This is a genomic window from Mycobacterium shunyiense (genome assembly GCF_058270075.1).
Genome location: NZ_JBZDPU010000040.1, coordinates 744,135 through 762,744 on the forward strand (window position 1 = coordinate 744,135; position 18,610 = coordinate 762,744).

17 protein-coding genes are annotated in these 18,610 nt (G+C 66.5%); 12 read left to right on the forward strand and 5 right to left on the reverse strand.

Features of this window, described 5'->3' with window-relative positions:
* Positions 1 to 26: 26 nt before the first annotated feature.
* On the forward strand, positions 27 to 1,349 hold the full coding sequence (locus AC4ELH_RS34170; RefSeq protein ID WP_498889301.1) for an aminotransferase class I/II-fold pyridoxal phosphate-dependent enzyme: 1,323 nt from the start codon (positions 27 to 29) through the stop codon (positions 1,347 to 1,349).
* Between the two features lie 111 nt (positions 1,350 to 1,460).
* Complete coding sequence (locus AC4ELH_RS34175) at positions 1,461 to 2,093, forward strand: cutinase family protein (RefSeq protein ID WP_498889303.1); 633 nt, start codon at positions 1,461 to 1,463, stop codon at positions 2,091 to 2,093.
* Between the two features lie 82 nt (positions 2,094 to 2,175).
* Here the strand turns inward: AC4ELH_RS34175 and AC4ELH_RS34180 are convergent, their stop codons facing one another.
* Positions 2,176 to 2,772 (reverse strand): hypothetical protein, encoded by a 597-nt coding sequence (locus AC4ELH_RS34180; RefSeq protein ID WP_448442133.1) that lies wholly within the window; start codon positions 2,770 to 2,772, stop codon positions 2,176 to 2,178.
* Positions 2,773 to 3,036: 264 nt separating this feature from the next.
* Between AC4ELH_RS34180 and AC4ELH_RS34185 the strand changes: the two genes are divergently transcribed.
* Both AC4ELH_RS34185 and AC4ELH_RS34190 read left to right on the forward strand, forming a co-directional pair.
* Positions 3,037 to 3,495 (forward strand): lipoprotein LpqH, encoded by a 459-nt coding sequence (locus tag AC4ELH_RS34185; RefSeq protein ID WP_448442135.1) that lies wholly within the window; start codon positions 3,037 to 3,039, stop codon positions 3,493 to 3,495.
* A gap of 83 nt (positions 3,496 to 3,578) precedes the next feature.
* On the forward strand, positions 3,579 to 5,003 hold the full coding sequence (locus AC4ELH_RS34190) for a serine/threonine-protein kinase (protein WP_448442137.1): 1,425 nt from the start codon (positions 3,579 to 3,581) through the stop codon (positions 5,001 to 5,003).
* Here the strand turns inward: AC4ELH_RS34190 and AC4ELH_RS34195 are convergent.
* Both AC4ELH_RS34195 and AC4ELH_RS34200 read right to left on the reverse strand, forming a co-directional pair.
* On the reverse strand, positions 4,991 to 5,836 hold the full coding sequence (locus tag AC4ELH_RS34195; RefSeq protein WP_498889306.1) for a serine hydrolase: 846 nt from the start codon (positions 5,834 to 5,836) through the stop codon (positions 4,991 to 4,993). The genes AC4ELH_RS34190 and AC4ELH_RS34195 overlap by 13 nt on opposite strands.
* Positions 5,837 to 5,841: 5 nt before the next feature.
* Positions 5,842 to 6,975: an AfsR/SARP family transcriptional regulator gene (locus AC4ELH_RS34200; protein ID WP_498889308.1), complete on the reverse strand. Its 1,134-nt coding sequence runs from the start codon at positions 6,973 to 6,975 to the stop codon at positions 5,842 to 5,844.
* Positions 6,976 to 7,085: 110 nt separating this feature from the next.
* Here AC4ELH_RS34200 and AC4ELH_RS34205 point away from each other — a divergent pair, with 110 nt between their 5' ends.
* The 6 genes from AC4ELH_RS34205 to AC4ELH_RS34230 all read left to right on the forward strand — a co-directional run bounded on the left by AC4ELH_RS34205 (position 7,086) and on the right by AC4ELH_RS34230 (position 14,367).
* Complete coding sequence (locus AC4ELH_RS34205; protein WP_498889310.1) at positions 7,086 to 9,014, forward strand: methyltransferase domain-containing protein; 1,929 nt, start codon at positions 7,086 to 7,088, stop codon at positions 9,012 to 9,014.
* Positions 9,011 to 9,799: a glutamate racemase gene (locus tag AC4ELH_RS34210; RefSeq protein WP_498889312.1), complete on the forward strand. Its 789-nt coding sequence runs from the start codon at positions 9,011 to 9,013 to the stop codon at positions 9,797 to 9,799. Before AC4ELH_RS34205 ends, AC4ELH_RS34210 begins: the two co-directional genes overlap by 4 nt.
* A 35-nt stretch (positions 9,800 to 9,834) precedes the next feature.
* Positions 9,835 to 10,278, forward strand: a complete 444-nt coding sequence (locus AC4ELH_RS34215) for a DUF6636 domain-containing protein (RefSeq protein WP_498889314.1) — start codon at positions 9,835 to 9,837, stop codon at positions 10,276 to 10,278.
* Between the two features lie 92 nt (positions 10,279 to 10,370).
* On the forward strand, positions 10,371 to 12,272 hold the full coding sequence (locus AC4ELH_RS34220; protein ID WP_498889316.1) for a hypothetical protein: 1,902 nt from the start codon (positions 10,371 to 10,373) through the stop codon (positions 12,270 to 12,272).
* A 51-nt stretch (positions 12,273 to 12,323) separates the two neighbouring features.
* Positions 12,324 to 13,178, forward strand: coding sequence for a viomycin phosphotransferase (vph, locus tag AC4ELH_RS34225; RefSeq protein ID WP_498889318.1), 855 nt, complete (start codon positions 12,324 to 12,326; stop codon positions 13,176 to 13,178).
* A gap of 46 nt (positions 13,179 to 13,224) precedes the next feature.
* Positions 13,225 to 14,367 carry a zinc-binding dehydrogenase gene (locus AC4ELH_RS34230; RefSeq protein ID WP_463805463.1) on the forward strand — a complete coding sequence of 381 codons (1,143 nt, stop codon included), beginning with the start codon at positions 13,225 to 13,227 and terminating at the stop codon, positions 14,365 to 14,367.
* Here AC4ELH_RS34230 and AC4ELH_RS34235 read toward each other — a convergent pair.
* On the reverse strand, positions 14,358 to 15,566 hold the full coding sequence (locus AC4ELH_RS34235; protein WP_498889321.1) for an alpha/beta hydrolase family protein: 1,209 nt from the start codon (positions 15,564 to 15,566) through the stop codon (positions 14,358 to 14,360). The genes AC4ELH_RS34230 and AC4ELH_RS34235 overlap by 10 nt on opposite strands.
* A gap of 93 nt (positions 15,567 to 15,659) precedes the next feature.
* Here AC4ELH_RS34235 and AC4ELH_RS34240 point away from each other — a divergent pair, with 93 nt between their 5' ends.
* Together AC4ELH_RS34240 and AC4ELH_RS34245 are read left to right on the forward strand one after the other, a co-directional pair.
* Positions 15,660 to 16,259: a TetR/AcrR family transcriptional regulator gene (locus AC4ELH_RS34240; protein ID WP_064879526.1), complete on the forward strand. Its 600-nt coding sequence runs from the start codon at positions 15,660 to 15,662 to the stop codon at positions 16,257 to 16,259.
* Positions 16,260 to 16,335: 76 nt separating this feature from the next.
* The gene (locus AC4ELH_RS34245) at positions 16,336 to 18,240 is read left to right on the forward strand and encodes a potassium transporter Kup (RefSeq protein WP_498889323.1); all 1,905 of its coding nucleotides are present in this window, start codon (positions 16,336 to 16,338) and stop codon (positions 18,238 to 18,240) included.
* Positions 18,241 to 18,275: 35 nt separating this feature from the next.
* Here the strand turns inward: AC4ELH_RS34245 and AC4ELH_RS34250 are convergent, their stop codons facing one another.
* Positions 18,276 to 18,584 (reverse strand): GNAT family N-acetyltransferase, encoded by a 309-nt coding sequence (locus tag AC4ELH_RS34250; RefSeq protein WP_064959691.1) that lies wholly within the window; start codon positions 18,582 to 18,584, stop codon positions 18,276 to 18,278.
* Positions 18,585 to 18,610: the final 26 nt, after the last annotated feature.

An 18,610-nucleotide genomic window follows, 5' to 3' on the forward strand; every position in this document is an offset into this window, starting at 1 on the left:
GAGCCTTGCCAGATAGGGTGCATCATGTGAGTGCTATTAGGGGCACGACTGCGAATGCGATCGCCGAGAGTATCCGCGATTTGGTGCTCCGAGGGGACTTCGAACCGGGTTTCGTGCTGCCACCGATTCGCGTCTTGGCCTCCGACCTCGACGTCAACCGCAACACCGTGGCAGCCGCGTACCGGCAGTTGGTGGCGGCCGGAGTGGCCGAAGGTCAGGGGCGTCTGGGTACCACCATTGCCAAGATCCCAGAACTCGATACCGAGTATCCGCTGGAGCCGAGCCTGGTCGACCTGGCCAGCGGCAACCCAGATCCGGATTTGCTGCCAGACCTACGGCAGGTGCTCAACCGGATGGATTACCGCCCGGTGCTCTACGGAGCACCACCCATCAGCGCTGGTTTGCTGAAAGTCGGGTCCGCGATGTTCGAGGGCGACGTCTCCGGGGCTGAAATCGCGGTGACCCACGGTGCGGTCGACGCGGTGGAGCGCGTGCTCAACAGTTGCTTGACCCGCGGCGATGCCGTGGCCATCGAAGACCCGTGCTTCCTGTCCAGCATCGGAACCGTGCGCCTCAACGGTTATCGGCGGGCCCCGGTCTTCCTCGACGAGCATGGGATGACGGCCGAGGGTCTGCGCGTCGCACTCGCCGAGCGCCGAGCGCGGGCGGTGATCCTGACCCCTAGGGCGCACAACCCGACAGGCGCAAGCCTCACCGCGGTTCGCGCCGCGGAATTACGGGAGGTCTTGGCCGACTATCCGGAAGTCCTTGTGATAGAAGACGACTACTTGTCGATCGTGTCCTCGTCGCGGTACCACCGGGCCACCCCGGACAGTACAAAACACTGGGCGCTGATCCGTTCGCTCGCCAAACCGCTCGGCCCGGATCTGCGACTGGCAGTGGTGGCCTCCGACGCCCAGACCGCACAAATCCTCGGCGCACGACTGCGCGCAGGCAAGACGTGGGTGAGCCATGTGTTGCAGGATGCTGCCGCCTATCTGTTGGCTGATCCCGAGGTGCTGGCCGGGGTCGAACGAGCTCGGCGTGCGTACGCCAAACGCAGCGCGATGCTGGTAAAAGCACTTGCAGCAGAAGGTATTACGGCGGCAGGTAAGCCTGATGGTCTCAACATGTGGATCGATCTTCCCAACGCCGAGAGCGTTGACGAGGTGGTCACACGGCTGGCGCGAGCCAACTGGGCGGTGCAGTCCAGTCAGCTTTTCGCAGTGGACCCGTACCGGCCCCGGCATGGCATCCGAGTCACGTCGGCGACGATCGACCGGCAGCTGGCAGAGCAGTTTGCTGCCAAACTCGCCGAGATCTTCGAGGCACTCGGAATCTCACGCTAGACCGTCGCGGCATGCGCGGGTCGTGATGACGACACGCTTCACATCGGTCACCCCGAACCCCTCATACATGGTGGTTCACCGATCGGGGGAACGGCCCTACGATCGGTGGGTATGACCAGTAAGCCTGCATTGATTCTGGCGTTCGCGGCATTCGCCGCAGCTGTCCCCGTGGTTGCGTCTGCGTCGGCCCAAGCCGCACCGTGTCCCGATGTCGAGGTGGTGTTCGCCCGCGGCACCAACGAGCCCCCGGGCCTGGGCAGTGTCGGTGGTCCGTTCGTCGACGACCTGCGTGCGCGGGTGGCGCCGCGCACCGTCGACGGAACCGCCGTCGATTACCCGGCGACCAACGACTTCAACACCAGCACCCCGGCCGGCACTGACGCGGCGCGGTCCCTCATCGAGTCCGTCGCCGCCAGCTGTCCGAATACGAAGATGGTGCTCGGTGGCTACTCGCAGGGCGCGGCGGTCATCGAAAAGGCCACCAACGAGGCGTCTCCTCAGGTCGCCGACCATGTCGCGGCCACCGCACTGTTCGGTACACCGCTCACCAGCTTCTCGGGACTTCTGGCCGCCGGGCAGACGCTGCCGATGCTGGCACCGCAGTACACGGCCAACTCCATCGCCCAGTGCAACGAGGGCGATCCGATCTGCTGGGAAGGCGGCTGGGACATGGGTGCCCACGTGTCCTATGTGCAGTCCGGAAAGGTCGCGCAGGCAGCCGATTTCGCGGCCGGCAAGGTCTAGCCGAACCGCCCAACCTGAGCTTGTGTGCGAGATTGTGGCCGAAACTCGCACACAACTTCAGACTCGCGGGCTGATGCTCGGCTCAGTTGAGCCGGCGGACGTTCTGGGCGCTCACGGTGGAGCCATCCCACCGCAGATCGGCAGCCATCTTGATGGTGGGACAGCACTCGCCATCGTTGGGTCCGTTGGCCAGCCAGTTCACGTGCGCGACACCATCACTGATCGACAGGTCGGTCACAACCTCGCGGCTGTGCGTGAGGTCGCCCAGGTTCACCCCACCCAACAGCGTCGGCCCGGCCGTGTAGAGCTGCACGGTCTCTGGCCACGGCACCCCACCGGCGCTGCAGTCGGTCACCATGGCGGCATCGGTGTTGGCGCCGCCGGTGAGGTTGCCGAACGCGACCTTGTAGCTCCGGTCCGGCTCGTCGTTTCTCTGGGCGATTCTCACCGAACCGGGATGCGAATCCTGCGGCGGTAGTTGCCCGTTCACCAGGTTGCCCGGGTCGTGCTGGCACAGCGCGGGCACCGGTGCGGACAGCAAGTCCTGCAGCGTGACCGACCTGCCGGCGGCCGGGGCCGCGGGAGACGGGTCGGCGCAGCCTGTCACCGACGCGAACACGCCGGCCACCAGTACGCCGACCACACCCGTCAGCCTGATCATCGAGTTTCCGATCTTCATGTGTTCCACCTCAAAGCGTCTTCCAGGTCAGCGCACGCCGCATTTTGGCGCCGGGCTGGGTCGTCAAGACTGCGCGCAGTTTTGACGACCCAGTGCGCCAGGTAGTCCGGTGCCAGCCGATTGACGTCCCGGGCGTCGCTATCTTGCACGCTCATCTGTCAAGGGTCCTGCAGGGAACGAGAGATGCGTAGCGTAGTCGGCTACGCAATTCTCGGGTCCCGCATTCCGGTCGCACCCGCGCTACAGCCGGTCCATACTGCACAAATGCGTGCCCGGGCCGGTATCGCGGCGCCGACGGCTGCGATCGCACTGTTGACGGGATGTACGTCGGGGGTCGGTCTGTCCGACGTGAAGATCGTGATCGACGGTGATGCCCACACCCTGGCCGCGCAGGTCACCTGCACCCGGTTCCCCGACGGCAACCTGCTGATCTATGCCTCGCCGTCGGCGACGAATCACCGACAGAGTGTGCGGCTCATGCTGGCGACGACACACCGCCTGGTCGTCACGGCAGCGGGCTTCCATATCCCCGAAAGCAGTGGATTCACCAAGGACTCGCAGGAGATGACGGCCATCAAGGTCGACGACGTCTACACGGTCAGCGGACGTATGCCTGCCGAGGAAGGGCACGGGTGGCGCCAGGTCAAGATCGAGATAGCCTGCCCCGGGTACCAACAGCCGAAAGGCCGACCTGACACCGTGCCCGCGATCGGAAGCCCCTGACCAGACATGGTCGGTAATCATCTGCATCGCGTGGCCTCACAGGCGATACTGCGTCTATAGCGAACGATCAGGGGAGATTGGAAGTGGATTCGCGCGTCGGTACGACGTTCGGCAAGTACTCGATCACACGCCTGTTGGGCAAGGGCGGGATGGGGGAGGTGTACGAGGCCTTCGATGCGGACAAGAACCGGACCGTGGCCTTGAAGATCCTTGCCGATCAGTACTCCAACGACGCCATCTTCCGTACCCGGTTCCAGCGGGAATCGCATGCGGCGGCCGTCTTGCAGGAACCGCACGTCATCCCCATTCATGACTGGGGCGAGATCGACGGCAGCCTCTACATCGACATGCGGTTGGTGCAGGGTGCGACGCTGTCGGATCTGATCTCCGACGGTCCGCTGGAACCGGCGCGCGCGGTGGCTATCATCAACCAGATCGCGGCTGCCCTGGACGCTGCGCACGCGGCGGGGTTGATCCACCGCGACATCAAGCCGCAGAACATCATCGTCACGCCGGCCGATTTCGCCTACCTAGTCGACTTCGGTATCGCCGAGAGCGAGGGCGACAGCCGGCTGACCACCGAGGGATCGCGCATCGGCACGATGAATTACATGGCGCCCGAACGGTTCACGGGGCAGACGGTGACGCCGGCGGTCGACTCGTACTCGCTGGCGTGCGTGCTGTACGAGTCGTTGACCGGTTATCCTCCGTTCCCCGGCGACAACCTCGAAAATCTGCTCGCAGCACACATTTCCGCACCGCCTCCGCGCCCCAGCGTCACGAATCCCGCGGTGCCCTCCACTCTCGACGATGTGGTGGCTCGGGGCATGGCCAAGGACCCCGACGACCGGTACGGGTCCGCGGGTGCATTGGGCCGGGCAGCCCAACGTGCGCTGCAGGCCGGCTCGGCGCCGACGACCCTGCCGCACCAGGCGCCGACGCTCGCCGCCCCCACGTTCAGTCCACCGCCGGTCCAACATGAGGAGCCCGCCCATTCCGAGCCCCGCCGGCGTGGCTGGGTGCTGCCGACCGTCATCGCCGTGGCGGCCGCGCTGATCCTCGGCGGCCTCGGCGTTGTGATCGGCATGCTTGCCACCGACGTCGGCCAGCCCTCGGACACACCGCCTTCCGCGTATGGCAAGGATCCGGGGCAGGACGGAGGTCCGCTGCCGCCGCTGGTTACCGGTCCCGATCAGAGCAGCTTGCACCAGACCTGCGACGACGGTTTCGCAGCCACCACCGCTAGCGGGTTCGGTAGCCGCGCGGGACGCGGAACACCGGAAACCTCATGCCTTTTCACCAACAGTGTGCTGACGTCGTACTGGGCCGAATACGGCAACGCGAGCCCGCTGCCGCGCGCGGTGTCGGCCCCCGGTGCCGTGGACTGCGGCAGGGTGCCCGGTGCACTGTGCGACGGCTCCAATTTCCTTATGCACTGCCAGCAGTCCTCGGGCGAGAACTGGATCACCTGCACGGGCGGCAAGAACGCCCGCGTCTACCTCTGGTGAGCCGGGCAGTCACCGGCGGGCAATGCGGCCAGCCGTTGTCGCAGCCAGTTGGCCATCGTGGTGAGTGCGGCGGTGCCGTCCTCGAATTTCCCCGAGTGCGGTAACGCGGCCAGCGCCACCGCCACTGTTCCGGTCGGGGTGGTCAGCACCCCGATCTGACGCACCAGGTAACCGCCCGTGGGTGACGGGCCCCAGCCGCCCTTGAACCGGCTGCCCCCGATCGTGCCGAGACCCCACCGCTGATCGGGCTCGACCCGGCCCATCAGGTCGAACACCGGAGCATTCGCCTTGTCGCACACGGCCACCGAGGTAAACCGTGCCTGGTCGGCCAGCGGCCAGTCGGTCTGTCCCGACGCGCTGAACTCGGGCCGAATGCGTTGCGATTGGACGATCGTCGGGTCACCGGCCTGCCGCAGCACCGCCTCGACTTTGTCGGCAGCTTCGGCCGGGGTGCCCAGGCTCTCCCAGATCGTCTCGGCGGCGGCATTGTCGGATTGGGTGATGGCCGCGGTCATCGCTTCGGTGATCTGTGGCGGCACCTGGGCGTGCAGCGCGGCGATGATCAGCGGCACCTTGATCGTCGACCAGGCGGGGCCGCTCTGCCAGTCGCCCAACGACATTGGTACCTGCCCGGGACCGACGCCACTCAGCGCGATCCCCGCCGTGGCGTGCAGTCCGGTCTCCAACTGGGTGAACTCCGCGGCCAGTGACGCGGTGGGGGCAGAGCGGCCCGTGTTCGGGCGCCGGGTGAGGTGTGTGCCGACGATGACCCCTGCGACAAGGGCAAGCGTCGCGAAGACGGCGATGAGAGCCCATAACCGACCGCTGCGCATCGATGTCACGGTGCAGCGCTTTGAAGTTCGAAGGTGAACTCGCGGCCGCCGATGCGGATGTGGTCGCCATCGCCGACGGTGGCGCTGGGATGGATGTGTTCCTGCCGCACCTGCACACCATTGGCCGACTGCAGGTCGGTGATGACGAAACTGCTTCCGGTGTCGATGATCACGGCATGGTGGCGGCTGATCTCGGCATCGTCGAGCACGATGTCGTTGTCGGGTAGCCGACCGATGCGGGTGACGTTCGGCTTCAACGGGTATCGGCGTCCGTCGGCATCGTGCAGCGCGGCGGCCGACGCACCACGGCCGACGGCGGTGCGTCCGGCGCTGACGGTGCGCGCAGCGGTGGCCATGGCGACCTGCCGGATGTCGAGGCGCTCCTGACGCAGGATCCGCGCATGCAGAGCGCTGAGCGTGGGCCCGGGGTCGATGCCGAGTTCGTCGGCCAGCACTAATTTGACGCGCCGATAGGCTTCCAGCGCATCGGACTGCCGCTCCGCTTGGTAGTAGGCGGTGATCAGTTGAGCCCATACGGGTTCGCGGTACGGATGCCTGGCGACGAGGTCTTCGAGATCGGCGATGACGGTTGCGGCGCGTCCGCAGGCGATCTCGGCCTCGGCACGGCTGGTGTGCACCACCACGTGGTCCTCGGTCAGGGCCGCGGCGAAGGTGTCGGCGAATCGGAATCCGCGGAGATCCTCGAGGACGTCGCCACGCCATTGCGCCAGCGCTGCGGCCAGGTGCGTGCCGGCTGACTCGAACCGCCCTGCCGCAGCGGCGGTTATCCCCGCGGACTTCTCGGCGATGAACCGGTCCAGATCGCACCTGCCGGCAGCTACGTTGAGCCGATAACCGGGAGCCGCTTTGACGAGCGTGGCATGCGTATCCCGGTCGGAGCCGCGGAGCAGCCGGCGCAAGTTGGAGACGTGCGTGTGGATGGTGGCGCGGGCCGCGGGCACCGGTTCGCCGTCCCAGACGGCGTCGATCAGCGATTCGGTGCTGATCGCCCGATTGCGGTTGATGAGCAGGAATGCCAACACCGCACGCTGTTTGGGCGTGCCCAGCGCAACACTCGCGTCGTCCACGGTGACCTGCAGCGGCCCCAGCAGGCCGAACCCGAGCACAGTGTCGCTCATCGCCTGCCTTCCCGGTGTTCGGCGCGGTCCGCATCCCATTGTGACGCCGGGCGGCGCTACCGCAAGGATCCGTTGAGAATCCTGCAAGGTGTCGGCGTCATCGTTCCGGCATGACCACGATTTCGCACCTCCCGGCTCGGTACGACGACGCTGCCGGACTGGATTCGCTGCTCGACGACTTGGCCGGCGTCGCGGCCAGGGGCGAGGTCCCGGGGCCGGACCTGTTGGCCCGGGTCACCGGTGTGCGCACGGCGCTGGCCGCCATGGCGGCCGACCCGAACGACGGTGAGCCCTACTCCCGGACGATCTTTCGCGTCGATGACGAGGTCGAGATCATGCTGGCCCGGTGGCGACCCGGGCAGCGCTGCGCACCCCACGACCACGGCGGGGCAGGGGGTTTCGTCATCGTCCTGCAAGGCCGGTTCGAGGAGCGGCGCTTCGACTGGGACGGTCCACGGTTGTCCGTCATCAGCAGCACCGAGCACCACACCTGCGAGGTCACGAGCATCACCAGCGAGGTGATCCACGATATGGCCGGCTTGGATGGGGGATTGACCCTGCACTTCTACAGTCCGCCCGCGACCAGCATGCGGGTGTTCGATCTGGATCGCTCCGAGATGTTGGAGTTGGTCGGCAACTATGGAGCCTGGATTCCGCAAGAGCCGCACCCACGCGTCCCGTTCGCCCAGATATCCCCCGAAACACTGGCGCCCCCGGTGATCTGGGTGGCCCACACCACGCACTACCGGGGCGGATCGGCAGAGTTCGCGGTGGCCGCGGCGACCATGGCGCGTGAGCTGGCCGCCGCCCATCCCGATGCCGAGATCATCATGTCGGGCCTGCATCACAAGGCCGACTTCACCGCGCAGCTCACCCGACTGACCGAGGCAGGCCGCGTCATCGACCAGTTGCACCTCATCAGCCATTCCGGAATGTACGGCCCGATGTTCGGATCGACCGACTGGCCCGAGCAGTTCTCACCGCACGAATGGCGTTCGATGACAATCCCGTTCACCGAAACGGGCCGCGCCTACTTTCATGCCTGCCGCACCGCACGCTGGTTCGCGCCGTTCTTCGCCAACGTGTTCGGCGTACCCGCGTTCGGAAACCGCAACTACACCACGGTGTCGACGCGCAAGGACCGGTTCTCCTGGGCGGGAGGCCGTCCCGTAACCCGCCCCGACCTCTACCTGATCGACGTGCCGGGACGGAAGTCGCACGGGCCACTGGGCGCCGCCCGCAAGTACCTCGGAGCCGCAGCGCAGCCACCGGTGCTCAGCCTGCCCGAACCCGCCGGTTCCGTCGGCTCGTACGATCCGGTGGCCGAACTCTATGACCGTGCGTACGCCGACATCAGGGTGCGCGGCACCGAGTGGCGGTGGGTGTCCGAACGCGCCGCACACGCCCGGGCTGAGCTCGGGCGGGGGCTACGGGTACTTGAAATCGGCTGCGGCACTGGCGCGTTGTTGCGTGCATTGGACGACGAGGACGTCCTCGACTTCGGCATCGGCGTGGACATCTCCTCGGGCATGCTTGCCCAGGCGCGCAACCGTGGCCGGCATCGCTCCCGGCTGCGGTTCACCGCTGTCGATGGTCCGCAGCTCGACCTCCCCGACGATCACATCGACGTGGTGATCTGCTTTCTGTCGTTCCGATATCTCGATTGGGATCCGGTGATGGCCGAGATCCGCCGGGTACTGGCGCCAGGCGGACAGCTCTGGGTGGTCGACATGGTGGAGCACCCGATGCGGGTTCGCGAACTCCCGGTGCTGGCCCGGTCGGCGCTCGAGCACGTGCGCACCCGTCGGGCCCGACCGCAGTTCGCCGCCGATCTGACCGCGCTGGCCAGCCATCCGGCATGGCGGGAGATGTTGCGGCACAATCCGATCCGCGCCGAACACGAGTACCGCTGGTACTTCGCCAGCCGGTTCCCCGGCACCCAGCTGCGGCTGCTGACCGCGACGCCGTCACAACGGGTGATGGCCTTCGACTCCGGACCCCTCGACAAGGGGCTCACGGCCCCGCTCACCTACCCATGACGCCGCCTGTGTGCCTCGGCATCGTCGACTGGGGAATCGGTGGCATCGGGCTGGTGCGTGAACTGGACCGGCATGTGCCCGGATTGCCGGTGCTGTACTGGTCGGACGCCGGAGTCACGCCCTACGGCCGGATGCGCAGCCCGGACCTGACGGCCCGGCTCGGCGCCGTGGTCTCCGAGCTCGCTCGCCGCGGGGCCACCGAAGTAGTGCTGGCCTGCAATGCGGCGAGCACGGTGGCTCCGCGCCTGAGCCGGGCGCCGGTTCCGGTGGAGGGCATCATCGGTCACGGCCTGGCGTCGGTGCCCGACCACGTCCGAGGACCCGTCGGTGTCGTCGGCGGGCGCCGCACCATCGCCAGCGGCTGTTACCGGCGCGGGCTGGCCCGGCCCGGTCGCGAGGTGCTGTCCCGGGTGGCGCAACCGTTGTCGGCCCACATCGAGGCGGGCCGCAGCGGCTCACCGGGATTCGTCGCCGACCTGCGCCGGATCGTGGCCCCGCTGCAGCGAGCCCAGGCCGTGGTCTTGGCGTGCACCCACTACCCGGCCGCGAGCGACTGGTTCGCCGACGCCTTGCCCGACGCCACGCTGATCGACCCGGTCGAGCGGCTGGCCGCCGCGATCGCCGCGCGCCATCCCCCCGCACAGACGGGCCCAGTAGCCGCAAGGACCTATCTGACCAGCGGTGACGCCGAAGCCATGCGGCGAGGTGCGGCGCTCGCCTGGGGAGTGGAACTCGTCGCCGAATCGGCCGCCACCGCCGACGAACTCAGCACAAGATTCCATTGAGAATTCTGCAAGACGGTCCCCGCATGCTCGACGCCATGAGCACACAAACGCGTCACCTCATCCCGTTCGTCACCGCGGCGGCCGCCCTCATCGCCCTTCCCACCACCGCGAACGCCTGCCCGCCACCACCCAAGTTCGTCACCCCGTCGGGCAACATCTGGTGCCTGGTCCCGAACGGCTTCGACGGCAGCAACGGCGTCGTCTGCGAGATCCGGGACCACACCTACACCCCGCCGGCCAAGCCCGCGGACTGCCATCTGGACTGGGGCGACCGCGTCAGCCTGAAACCGGGCAGCACTCCCGAGGTGCACTGCCACGGCGACACCATCTTCGACAACGGAATGCCCACGCTGGCCTACGGTCAGACGCGCTCGGCCGGACCGATGAAGTGCGAGTCGCAACCCGCGGGTGTCACCTGCACCGACACCGGCACCGGACACTTTTTCCGGATGTCGCGTGATTCGCTCGAACTCGGCTAGGGCTCTCGAGGCGATCTCGCCGAATCCCGTCCGACGGAGCGCCGACCCCCGCTAGCGTGACAAAGGTCGAGTTCGATGTAACGGGGGGACTAATGACGCGTGTCGCAGCGTGGGTGGGTGCTGGAGTTTTCACAGCCGGACTATCGGCGGCCGTACTCGCCGGCGCAGGGACAGCACACGCCGACGATGACGGCGGGTCAAAGCGCGATGCGAAGCCGGCGGCCACACACAACGCGTCCAACCAGAAAACGCAGAAACCGAAACCACGCGCGGTGAAGCCGCGGCCGACAGCGGCGCTATCGACGGCGGCCACAGACACCCAGCGCACGACCAAACAGCGCAGGGTTGAAACTCAACGGCCCATCCGCCAGCTCGCCGATTCAGTCCAGGCCAAGGTGCGCAACGAGATTCGGCAGGCGACCCGCGGCGAGCGGAACCCGGTGAGCGTCGTGGGCGGCCCCGACGCTGAAGCGCCTTCGAGCGACGTCGAGGTGCGGGTCCGGCCGCCGATAAGCATCAGGTCCGCCATTGCCGCGCAACGTGAGCGCCTCCATCCGTCGGTGGAGGGTGCCGCACCGGCAACCCAACAACGCGATATCCAGGTCACGAGGACGCTGCGGGACGTCTTGAAGTCGGCCATCCCGGAACAGTCCAAAACCGAAGGCGTAGTCGACCTCGCCGCGGCCACCCCGGCCCACGGTGATCCCATCGAGGCGATCCACGATGTGATTCGCAGCCTCGGCGCCCTGACGCTCAATCCCGAACCGCAGAACTATCCCAAGCCGCTGTCGGTGATCACCGGTGTCGTGTTCGATACCGTCGCCGCGTTGGAACGAATCGTCGGTGGCGACCCGGTGGTCCCGCCGGGCCTGCGTGACTCGGTCGAGGTCAGCACCTCCACCCTGGTGATCTCCGAAGGCCATGAAGTCGAATCCAACTGGTATTTCCCCACATCCGCCAACGGTGAGCCACCAACCCGGTTGATCTACCTGCAGCACGGCTTCCTGGCCAACGGGCCGCTCTACAGCTACACCGCCTCCTATCTGGCCCAGTCGACCAACAGCATCGTCGTCACCACCACGTTCACGTCGAACCCCTTCGAGGCCGACGGCATGTGGCTCGGTGGAGACAATCTGCACGAGGCGGTCGCCCAGCTGTTCCTCGATCCTGACCGCACCGCCCTCAACGCCAGCATGGACACGGCGGAGCTGAAGGCCGGCCGGCCGGAGAATCTCGATGTGCCGACGCAGTTCGTCCTCGTCGGACACTCGTTGGGCGGCGGGTTCGCCCCTGGGGTCGCCGGGTACTACGCCGAAGGTTTGACCCGCCGGCGCGATCAGGGGCTGGATGCGCCCAACGACCTTGCCGGCGTGGTGATCTACGACGCGGTGCCGATGGGCTCGATCATTCCCGACGCCATGGAGCGGCTCGACCAACTGGAGACGAACGGGACCGCTGACCCGAGTGACGACGACCCGAACGACTACATCCCGATCTACGAGATCGGTGCGCCGCTGAACTTCCTGAACGTGTTCAGCGACGTCAACGACCAGCTCACGGAAGCCCGACCCGGGCAGTTCACCGGCGTGGTGCTCGAAGGCGGCGTACATATGGACCCGATGCAGGGCGGCAACCCGTTGATTCAGGCCACCGCTTACCTCATCGCCGGGTTCCCGCAGCCGCAGAACCCGCTGGCCGTGCGTGAGCTGTCCGCCGGGTGGATCAACGACATGTTCGACGAGAAGATCGACCCCACCACCGGGACGTGCCACACCGACTGCGCCGGGCAGTACGGCGACGGCGATGACTCGTTCACCATCTCCACCGACAAGGGCGACGCCGTGGCGGTGCTGATCGGCACGCAAAAAGCCACTGATCTCACGTCACTGCACGCCATCAGCGCCACTGACTTCATCTCCGCGATCCCCGCCGGCGTACTCAACGGCCTACAGACGACTTGTGATCTGTTCACCGGGGACAAATGTTCGGTGTAGCCGACCTTGCGTAGTCGTTCGTAGCGTTCGCCGGGTGGAACCATGGGGTTCATGAGCGTCGTTGCGGCACACCGAACTCTGCTGCGTCGTCTGTTGCCCGACGACCATCCCGACGACCTTTCGGTACGCCAAGGGCAATTCCACATCGTCGTCATCGGAGCGGATTGTGTCGTTTGTCTTCCTCGCACCCGCGCTGCAGCTGACCGGCTGCCCGGGCGGGCGACCTCACTACGCACACTCGCCGCCCTCGGGCTCGGTTTCCGCACACCTGAACCGCTCCTCCAGAGCGGTGCGGATGAGACGCCATTCCTACTGCTCAGCAGAATTCCCGGGGAACCGCTTGAAAACGACGCGCTCGAAGATGACCGGGTGGTCGAAGCCGTGGCGGGGGAGTACGCCACGTTGCTGTCGGCTCTGGCCCGAGCAGGAACCAACGAGACAGTCCGAGCAGAGCTCCCTGAGGCCCCGGAAGGCCGATGGCGCGAATTCGCCGAGAGCGTACGCGCGGAGCTGTTCGGGCTCATGTCCGGCGACGGGCGCCTACGGGCTGAGCGAGAACTCGCAGCACTCGACGACCTTCCCCATCTCACCCAAGCAGTCGTACACGGTGACCTCGGTGCTGAGAATGTGTTGTGGGAGTGGCGGGATGGCGTGCCACACCTTTCTGGAGTCATCGACTGGGACGAGGTAACCCTCGGTGACCAGGCCGAGGACTTCGCAGCGATCAGCGCCGGCTACGGTCGCGAGTTTCTTGAGCGAGTACTCGCCCTACGCAGTTGGTCAAGCCGTGCGCTCGCCGATCGAATTGCCCCCATCCGCGAGACATTCGCTCTGCAACAAGCCCTCTACGCAATCCGCGACGGCGACGAGGAAGAACTTGTTGACGGTCTTGCCGGCTACCGCTGAGGTGAACAACGGGTCTAGCTCAGCGTGATCGACGTAGTGTTCAAGCATGACCGAAGCCCTGCCCAAGACTGCCCTGGAACTCCGGTCGCTGGTGACCGATAACGGCACGCTCGAGTTGTCGCTGCACGAGGTTGCGGTGCCCACTCCGGCGCAGGACGAAGTGGTGGTCCGGGTCGAAGCCTCGCCGATCAACCCGTCGGATCTGGGTCTGCTGATTCCCAGCGCCGCCGACATGTCGGCGGCCACGGTCGCGGGCACGCCGGACCGGCCCGTCGTCACCGCGCCTCTGCGCGACGGGGCACTGGCCGGGATGGCGGCACGCGTCGGCATCTCGCTTCCGGTGGGCAACGAAGGCGCGGGCACGGTGGTGGCGGCGGGGGAGTCGGCGCAGGCACAAGCGCTACTCGGTAAGACGGTCGGGATCGCCGGTGGCGCGATGTACGCGCAGTACCGGGTGGTCAAGGCCGAGGCGTGCTTGGTTCTTCCTGAGGGGGCCAGCGCCAAAGACGGTGCGTCGTCGTTTGTCAACCCGCTGACGGCGCTGGGCATGCTGGAAACCATGCGCCGCGAAGGGCATTCGGCTCTGGTGCACACGGCCGCGGCGTCGAACCTCGGCCAGATGCTCGTCAAGGCGTGCCTGGCTGACGGGGTGCCGCTGGTCAACGTCGTCCGCAAGGCCGAACAGGAAGAGATCCTGCGCGGCCTCGGCGCGGTCCATGTCTGCAACTCGTCGTCGCCGTCGTTCGAGACGGATCTCGTCGAGGCGCTCAAGGCGACGTCGGCGACGCTGGCGTTCGATGCCACCGGCGGTGGCACGTTGGCGAGCCAGATTCTCAACGGCATGGAGCGGGCCGCCAACGCGACTGCCGCGCAGTACTCCCGCTACGGGTCGAGCGTTCACAAGCAGGTGTACATCTACGGCAGCCTCGACACCGGCCCCACCGTGCTGACCCGAAACTTCGGGATGGCCTGGGGCGTCGGGGGTTGGCTGCTCACTCCGTTCCTCGCCGGCGCCGGCCCGGAGACCATCGCCCGGCTGCGCGCCCGCGTCGCCGCGGAACTGACCACGACGTTCGCGAGCGCGTACACCCAAGAGGTCTCACTGGCCGGAATGCTCAAACCCGAGGCGTTCAACAGCTACCTGCAGAAGGCCACCGGCGAGAAATACTTGGTGACCCCTCAAGCCTGAGCGCCCAACTGTTCGTCGAGCCAGTCGAACATGACCTGGTTCGCGCGCGATGCGGCACCCATATGGCAGTGCTCACCCGCACCGTCGGCCTCGTAGAGCGTCACCAGGGTGGTCTTCGCGTTGAGCATCGCCTCGGCCGCCCGCGCCGGCTCACCCTTGAAGAACTGGTCGTTCTCGGCGTCGAGCACCAGGACCGGGGAGGTGATGCGGTCGGCCACCTCGGCGATCGTGTAGGCCTTGAAGGCCCGGGCCAGCTCGGCCGGTGAGTCGATTCCCAAGGACCACAGCCCGTTTCGCACCGCCCAGCGGGTCTGGGTGTTGACGGCCATCAGCAGTCCGAGCACCGCCTCGGCGGCCTCGTCATTGCCCTCATCGACCCACTTGGACAGGAACGGCGGCATCATGTTGGTCAAGGCCGAGTGGAAGTCGTAGACACCGTCGTTGAGGATGACGGCGGCGAGCCTGTTCTCGAAGGCCGCTGCGCGGGCCACCAGATAACCGCCGAGGCTGTAGCCGAAGACACCGATCGCCTCCGGCGCGATCTCAGGCCGAGTGAGGGCGAAGTCGACCACCGGGGTCAGCACGGCCTCCCAGTCGGACCGGAACGTCAGGCCCTGCTCACGCAATGTGGCGCCCTGACCGGGTCCGTCGAATGCCAGCACGTTGTACCCGCGCACCAGGGCCCCGGCCGCGAGTGCGACGTAGGACTCTTCGAGGGTGGAGTCGTACCCACCATTGAAGATGACAGTGGGGCGGGGGATTCCGGAGTCGTCGACGCGGTAGAGGTACCCGGGGAGCGTGGTGTCCTGGTACGGGATGGCGATGCGTTCGAAACCGAAGCCGAACAATGACATTGACTCCAGGAACGTCTCGCGCGAGCGGTTGAACAGTTCCTTGGCCTCGGAATCATGGGAGGGATTCTCGCGGAGGTAGAACTCGGCGGTGCGGTAGTAGTTCGACGCCCGCAGCAGCGCCTCACGCGCGCTGACCGTATGCTCCGCGGCCAGCGATTGGCGGCCGAGGGCCTCGACCCGCTGCGCGGTCGCCTTCCATTCACGATGCCAGGCGGCCTCGTCACCCTCGGGGATGGCTCGGGCGGTCACCAGGATCTCGCCCAGATCCGCGCCGCCGGCATTGGCGTACCCGGCTGCGCGAAGCGTTTCGAACGAGAACGATTCGTCGTCGAACAGGAACTTCATGGCTTCTCCTTAACGAAACGGAACTGCATCGTCTCGATTAGGCTAGATCGTGATTAAACGGAACGCAACCGTTCCGTCTCGTAGAATCGGCTCGTGGCCACAGCAGCGCGCCGGACCTCCGGCGGTCCCGTCCTTCTCGACGATGTGACCGCCGCGATCGAGTCCGCGTTCTTCGAGGAACTGGCCGCCGTCGGCTACGGCCGGCTGTCCGTCGACGCCGTCGCCAAGCGGGCCGGAGTCGGCAAGGCCGCCATCTACCGCCGCTGGAAATCGAAGCAGGACCTGGCCGTCGACCTGGTGACCAAGGTGGCCGTTGCAGCGATCGATGTCCCCGACACCGGCACCCTTCGAGGCGACATCCGGGCCTACCTGCGGAACGGACGCGAGGCGCTCACGCATCGGCTGGCCCGCACCATCATCCCGGACCTGCTCGCCGAGGCCGCCCGCGATCCCGACTATTCAGCCACGATCGCCGGCCAGATCCGAGAACCCCGGCGTCTCAAGGCCGCTCAGCTTTTTGAGCGAGGCCGGCAGCGCGGCGAGATCGCCGACGACGCCGACATCGATGTTGCGCTCGACATGATCGGGGGAGCCCTGTACTGGCGCCAGTCGGTCATGCAGGTCGACGCCGACGACGACTACCTGGACCGGTTGACCGAAGCCATCATGACTCTGGTCGGTACCGATACCTGAGCGCGGTCACAGGGTCTGGATGCAGAATCAGCGAAGCATCTGAGTTCATCCAACTCTGACAGGACGGTCGACCTTCGTGCCCACCACCGCTCACCCTTTGCGGCCGGCGATCGTCGTCGGTGCGCTGGGCGTCGTGTTCGGCGACATCGGCACCAGCCCGATCTACACCATTCAGACGGTGTTCAATCCGACGGATCCACACCCGGTACCGCTGGACGACGCCAACGTCTACGGCGTCGTGTCGCTGGTCTTCTGGTCGGTGATGCTGATCGTCACCCTGACCTACGTGACCCTCGTGATGCGCGCCGACAACCACGGTGAGGGCGGCATCATGGCGCTGATCACGCTGCTACGCCGCGGCACCGGGACTCGAGGTCGGCGCACCACATGGTTTCTGGCGGCGCTCGGATTGTTCGGGGCCGCACTGTTCTTCGGTGACTCGATGATCACCCCCGCGATATCGGTCTTGTCGGCGGTGGAGGGGCTCAAGGTCATCGAACCGGGCCTCGAAGCGTGGGTGGTGCCGATCACCGCGGTGATCATCGTCGGGCTCTTTCTCGTTCAACGGCAGGGCACCGCGGTCGTCGGTCGATTCTTCGGGCCGGTGATGATCGCCTGGTTCACCGCGATCGGAGCCTGTGGGGTCGCCGGTATTGCAGCCAACCCCGGAATCCTGGCTGCGCTGTCCCCTTGGTACGCAATCACTTTTCTGGCGGGCCACTTTCACATCGCCTTTTTCGCGCTCGCCGCGATCGTGCTGTCGGTGACCGGTGCGGAAGCGCTCTATGCCGACATGGGCCACTTCGGGCGACGGGCGATCACCGTCGGCTGGCTGGGTCTGGTGTTGCCGGCCTGCGTGCTGAGCTACTTCGGGCAGGGCGCGTTGATCCTGGCCGACGAGACCAAGTCCAGCGCACCGTTTTTCCTCCTCACACCGCAATGGGCGCAGATCCCGATGGTGGTGTTGGCGACGGCGGCGACCGTCATCGCGTCGCAGGCGGTCATCACCGGAGCGTTCTCGGTGGTCTCGCAGGCAGTGCAGCTCGGGTACCTGCCGCGGCTGCGCATCGCGCACACCTCGGCGTCGACGATCGGCCAGATCTATGTGCCGTGGATCAACTGGATGCTGATGGTGGCGGTGTTGACCCTCGTCTTCGCGTTCGAATCGTCTGCGGCCCTGGCCTTTGCATTCGGCATGGCGGTGAGTGGCACGATCACCATCACCACTTTGCTCTTCCTGTATCTGGCCCGGCAGCAGTGGCGATGGCCGTTGTGGGTGCTGGTACTCGGTGGCGGCGCCTTGCTGGTGGTCGATCTGCTGTTCTTCGCCGCCAACCTCACAAAGTTGGTCCACGGCGCCTGGCTGCCGCTCGTCATCGCGGTCGTCGCCTTCACCGTCATGACCACCTGGCAGCGCGGTAGGGCATTGGTGACCGCCTCACGCCTCGAAATCGAAGGACCACTGCGCCCGTTCGTCGACGAGATCGCCCACCAACAGCCACCTTTGACCCGCATGCCCGGGACGGCGGTGTTCCTCAACCGCGGTGAGGACACGGTGCCGCTGGCCATGCGCGCGAACGTCGACCACAACCACGTCGTGCACGACCACGTCCTGATCGCCTCTGTGGAGACCGAACCCGTTCCGCGCGTGCCGGACGAGAACCGCGTTTCGGTCGATGATCTCGGCTACCGCGACGACGGCATTCTGCACGTCACGATCCACGCCGGTTACATGGAACGGCCGGATGTTCCCGCCGCACTGAAACTGGTGCCCGCATCGGAAACCGAGGGCGGCGTCGACCTCGACAACGCCTCGTACTTCCTGTCGCATCTCGAACTGGTCGCGGGCCCCGACCGCAACATGGCGCCTTGGCGCAAAAGGATTTTCATCGCCACCGCGCTTCTGACGGCTGATGCCGCAGGCTATTTCAACCTGCCTGCGGACCGCACCGTGATCATCGGTTCACGGATGGAGGTTTAGCCGGCCTCGGCGTTGATCCCGCCGAGGGCGGACTCTCACCGGTCGGTGATGTCGGCGTACTCCGAATGCTTGTCGATGAACTCGGCCACCATCCAGCAGGTGGGCACGATGCGCAGCCCCGCGGCACGCGTCGAACGTAAGGCTTCGGCGATGAGGATCGTCGCCAGTCCGCGGCCGCGGTACTGCGGGTCGACCTCGGTGTGCGGAAAGATTCGCTGCCCGTCACGGTCGTGGAAATCGGCGAGCCCGACCGTCCTGCCATCGACGTCGATGGTGAAGCGGTCAGCGTGTTCGGTCACGCTGGTCACAGCACCCGTGCGGTCGAGTTGGGTCCCCGAGCTCATCTGCCCTCCGTTCGCCGTTACCTCAC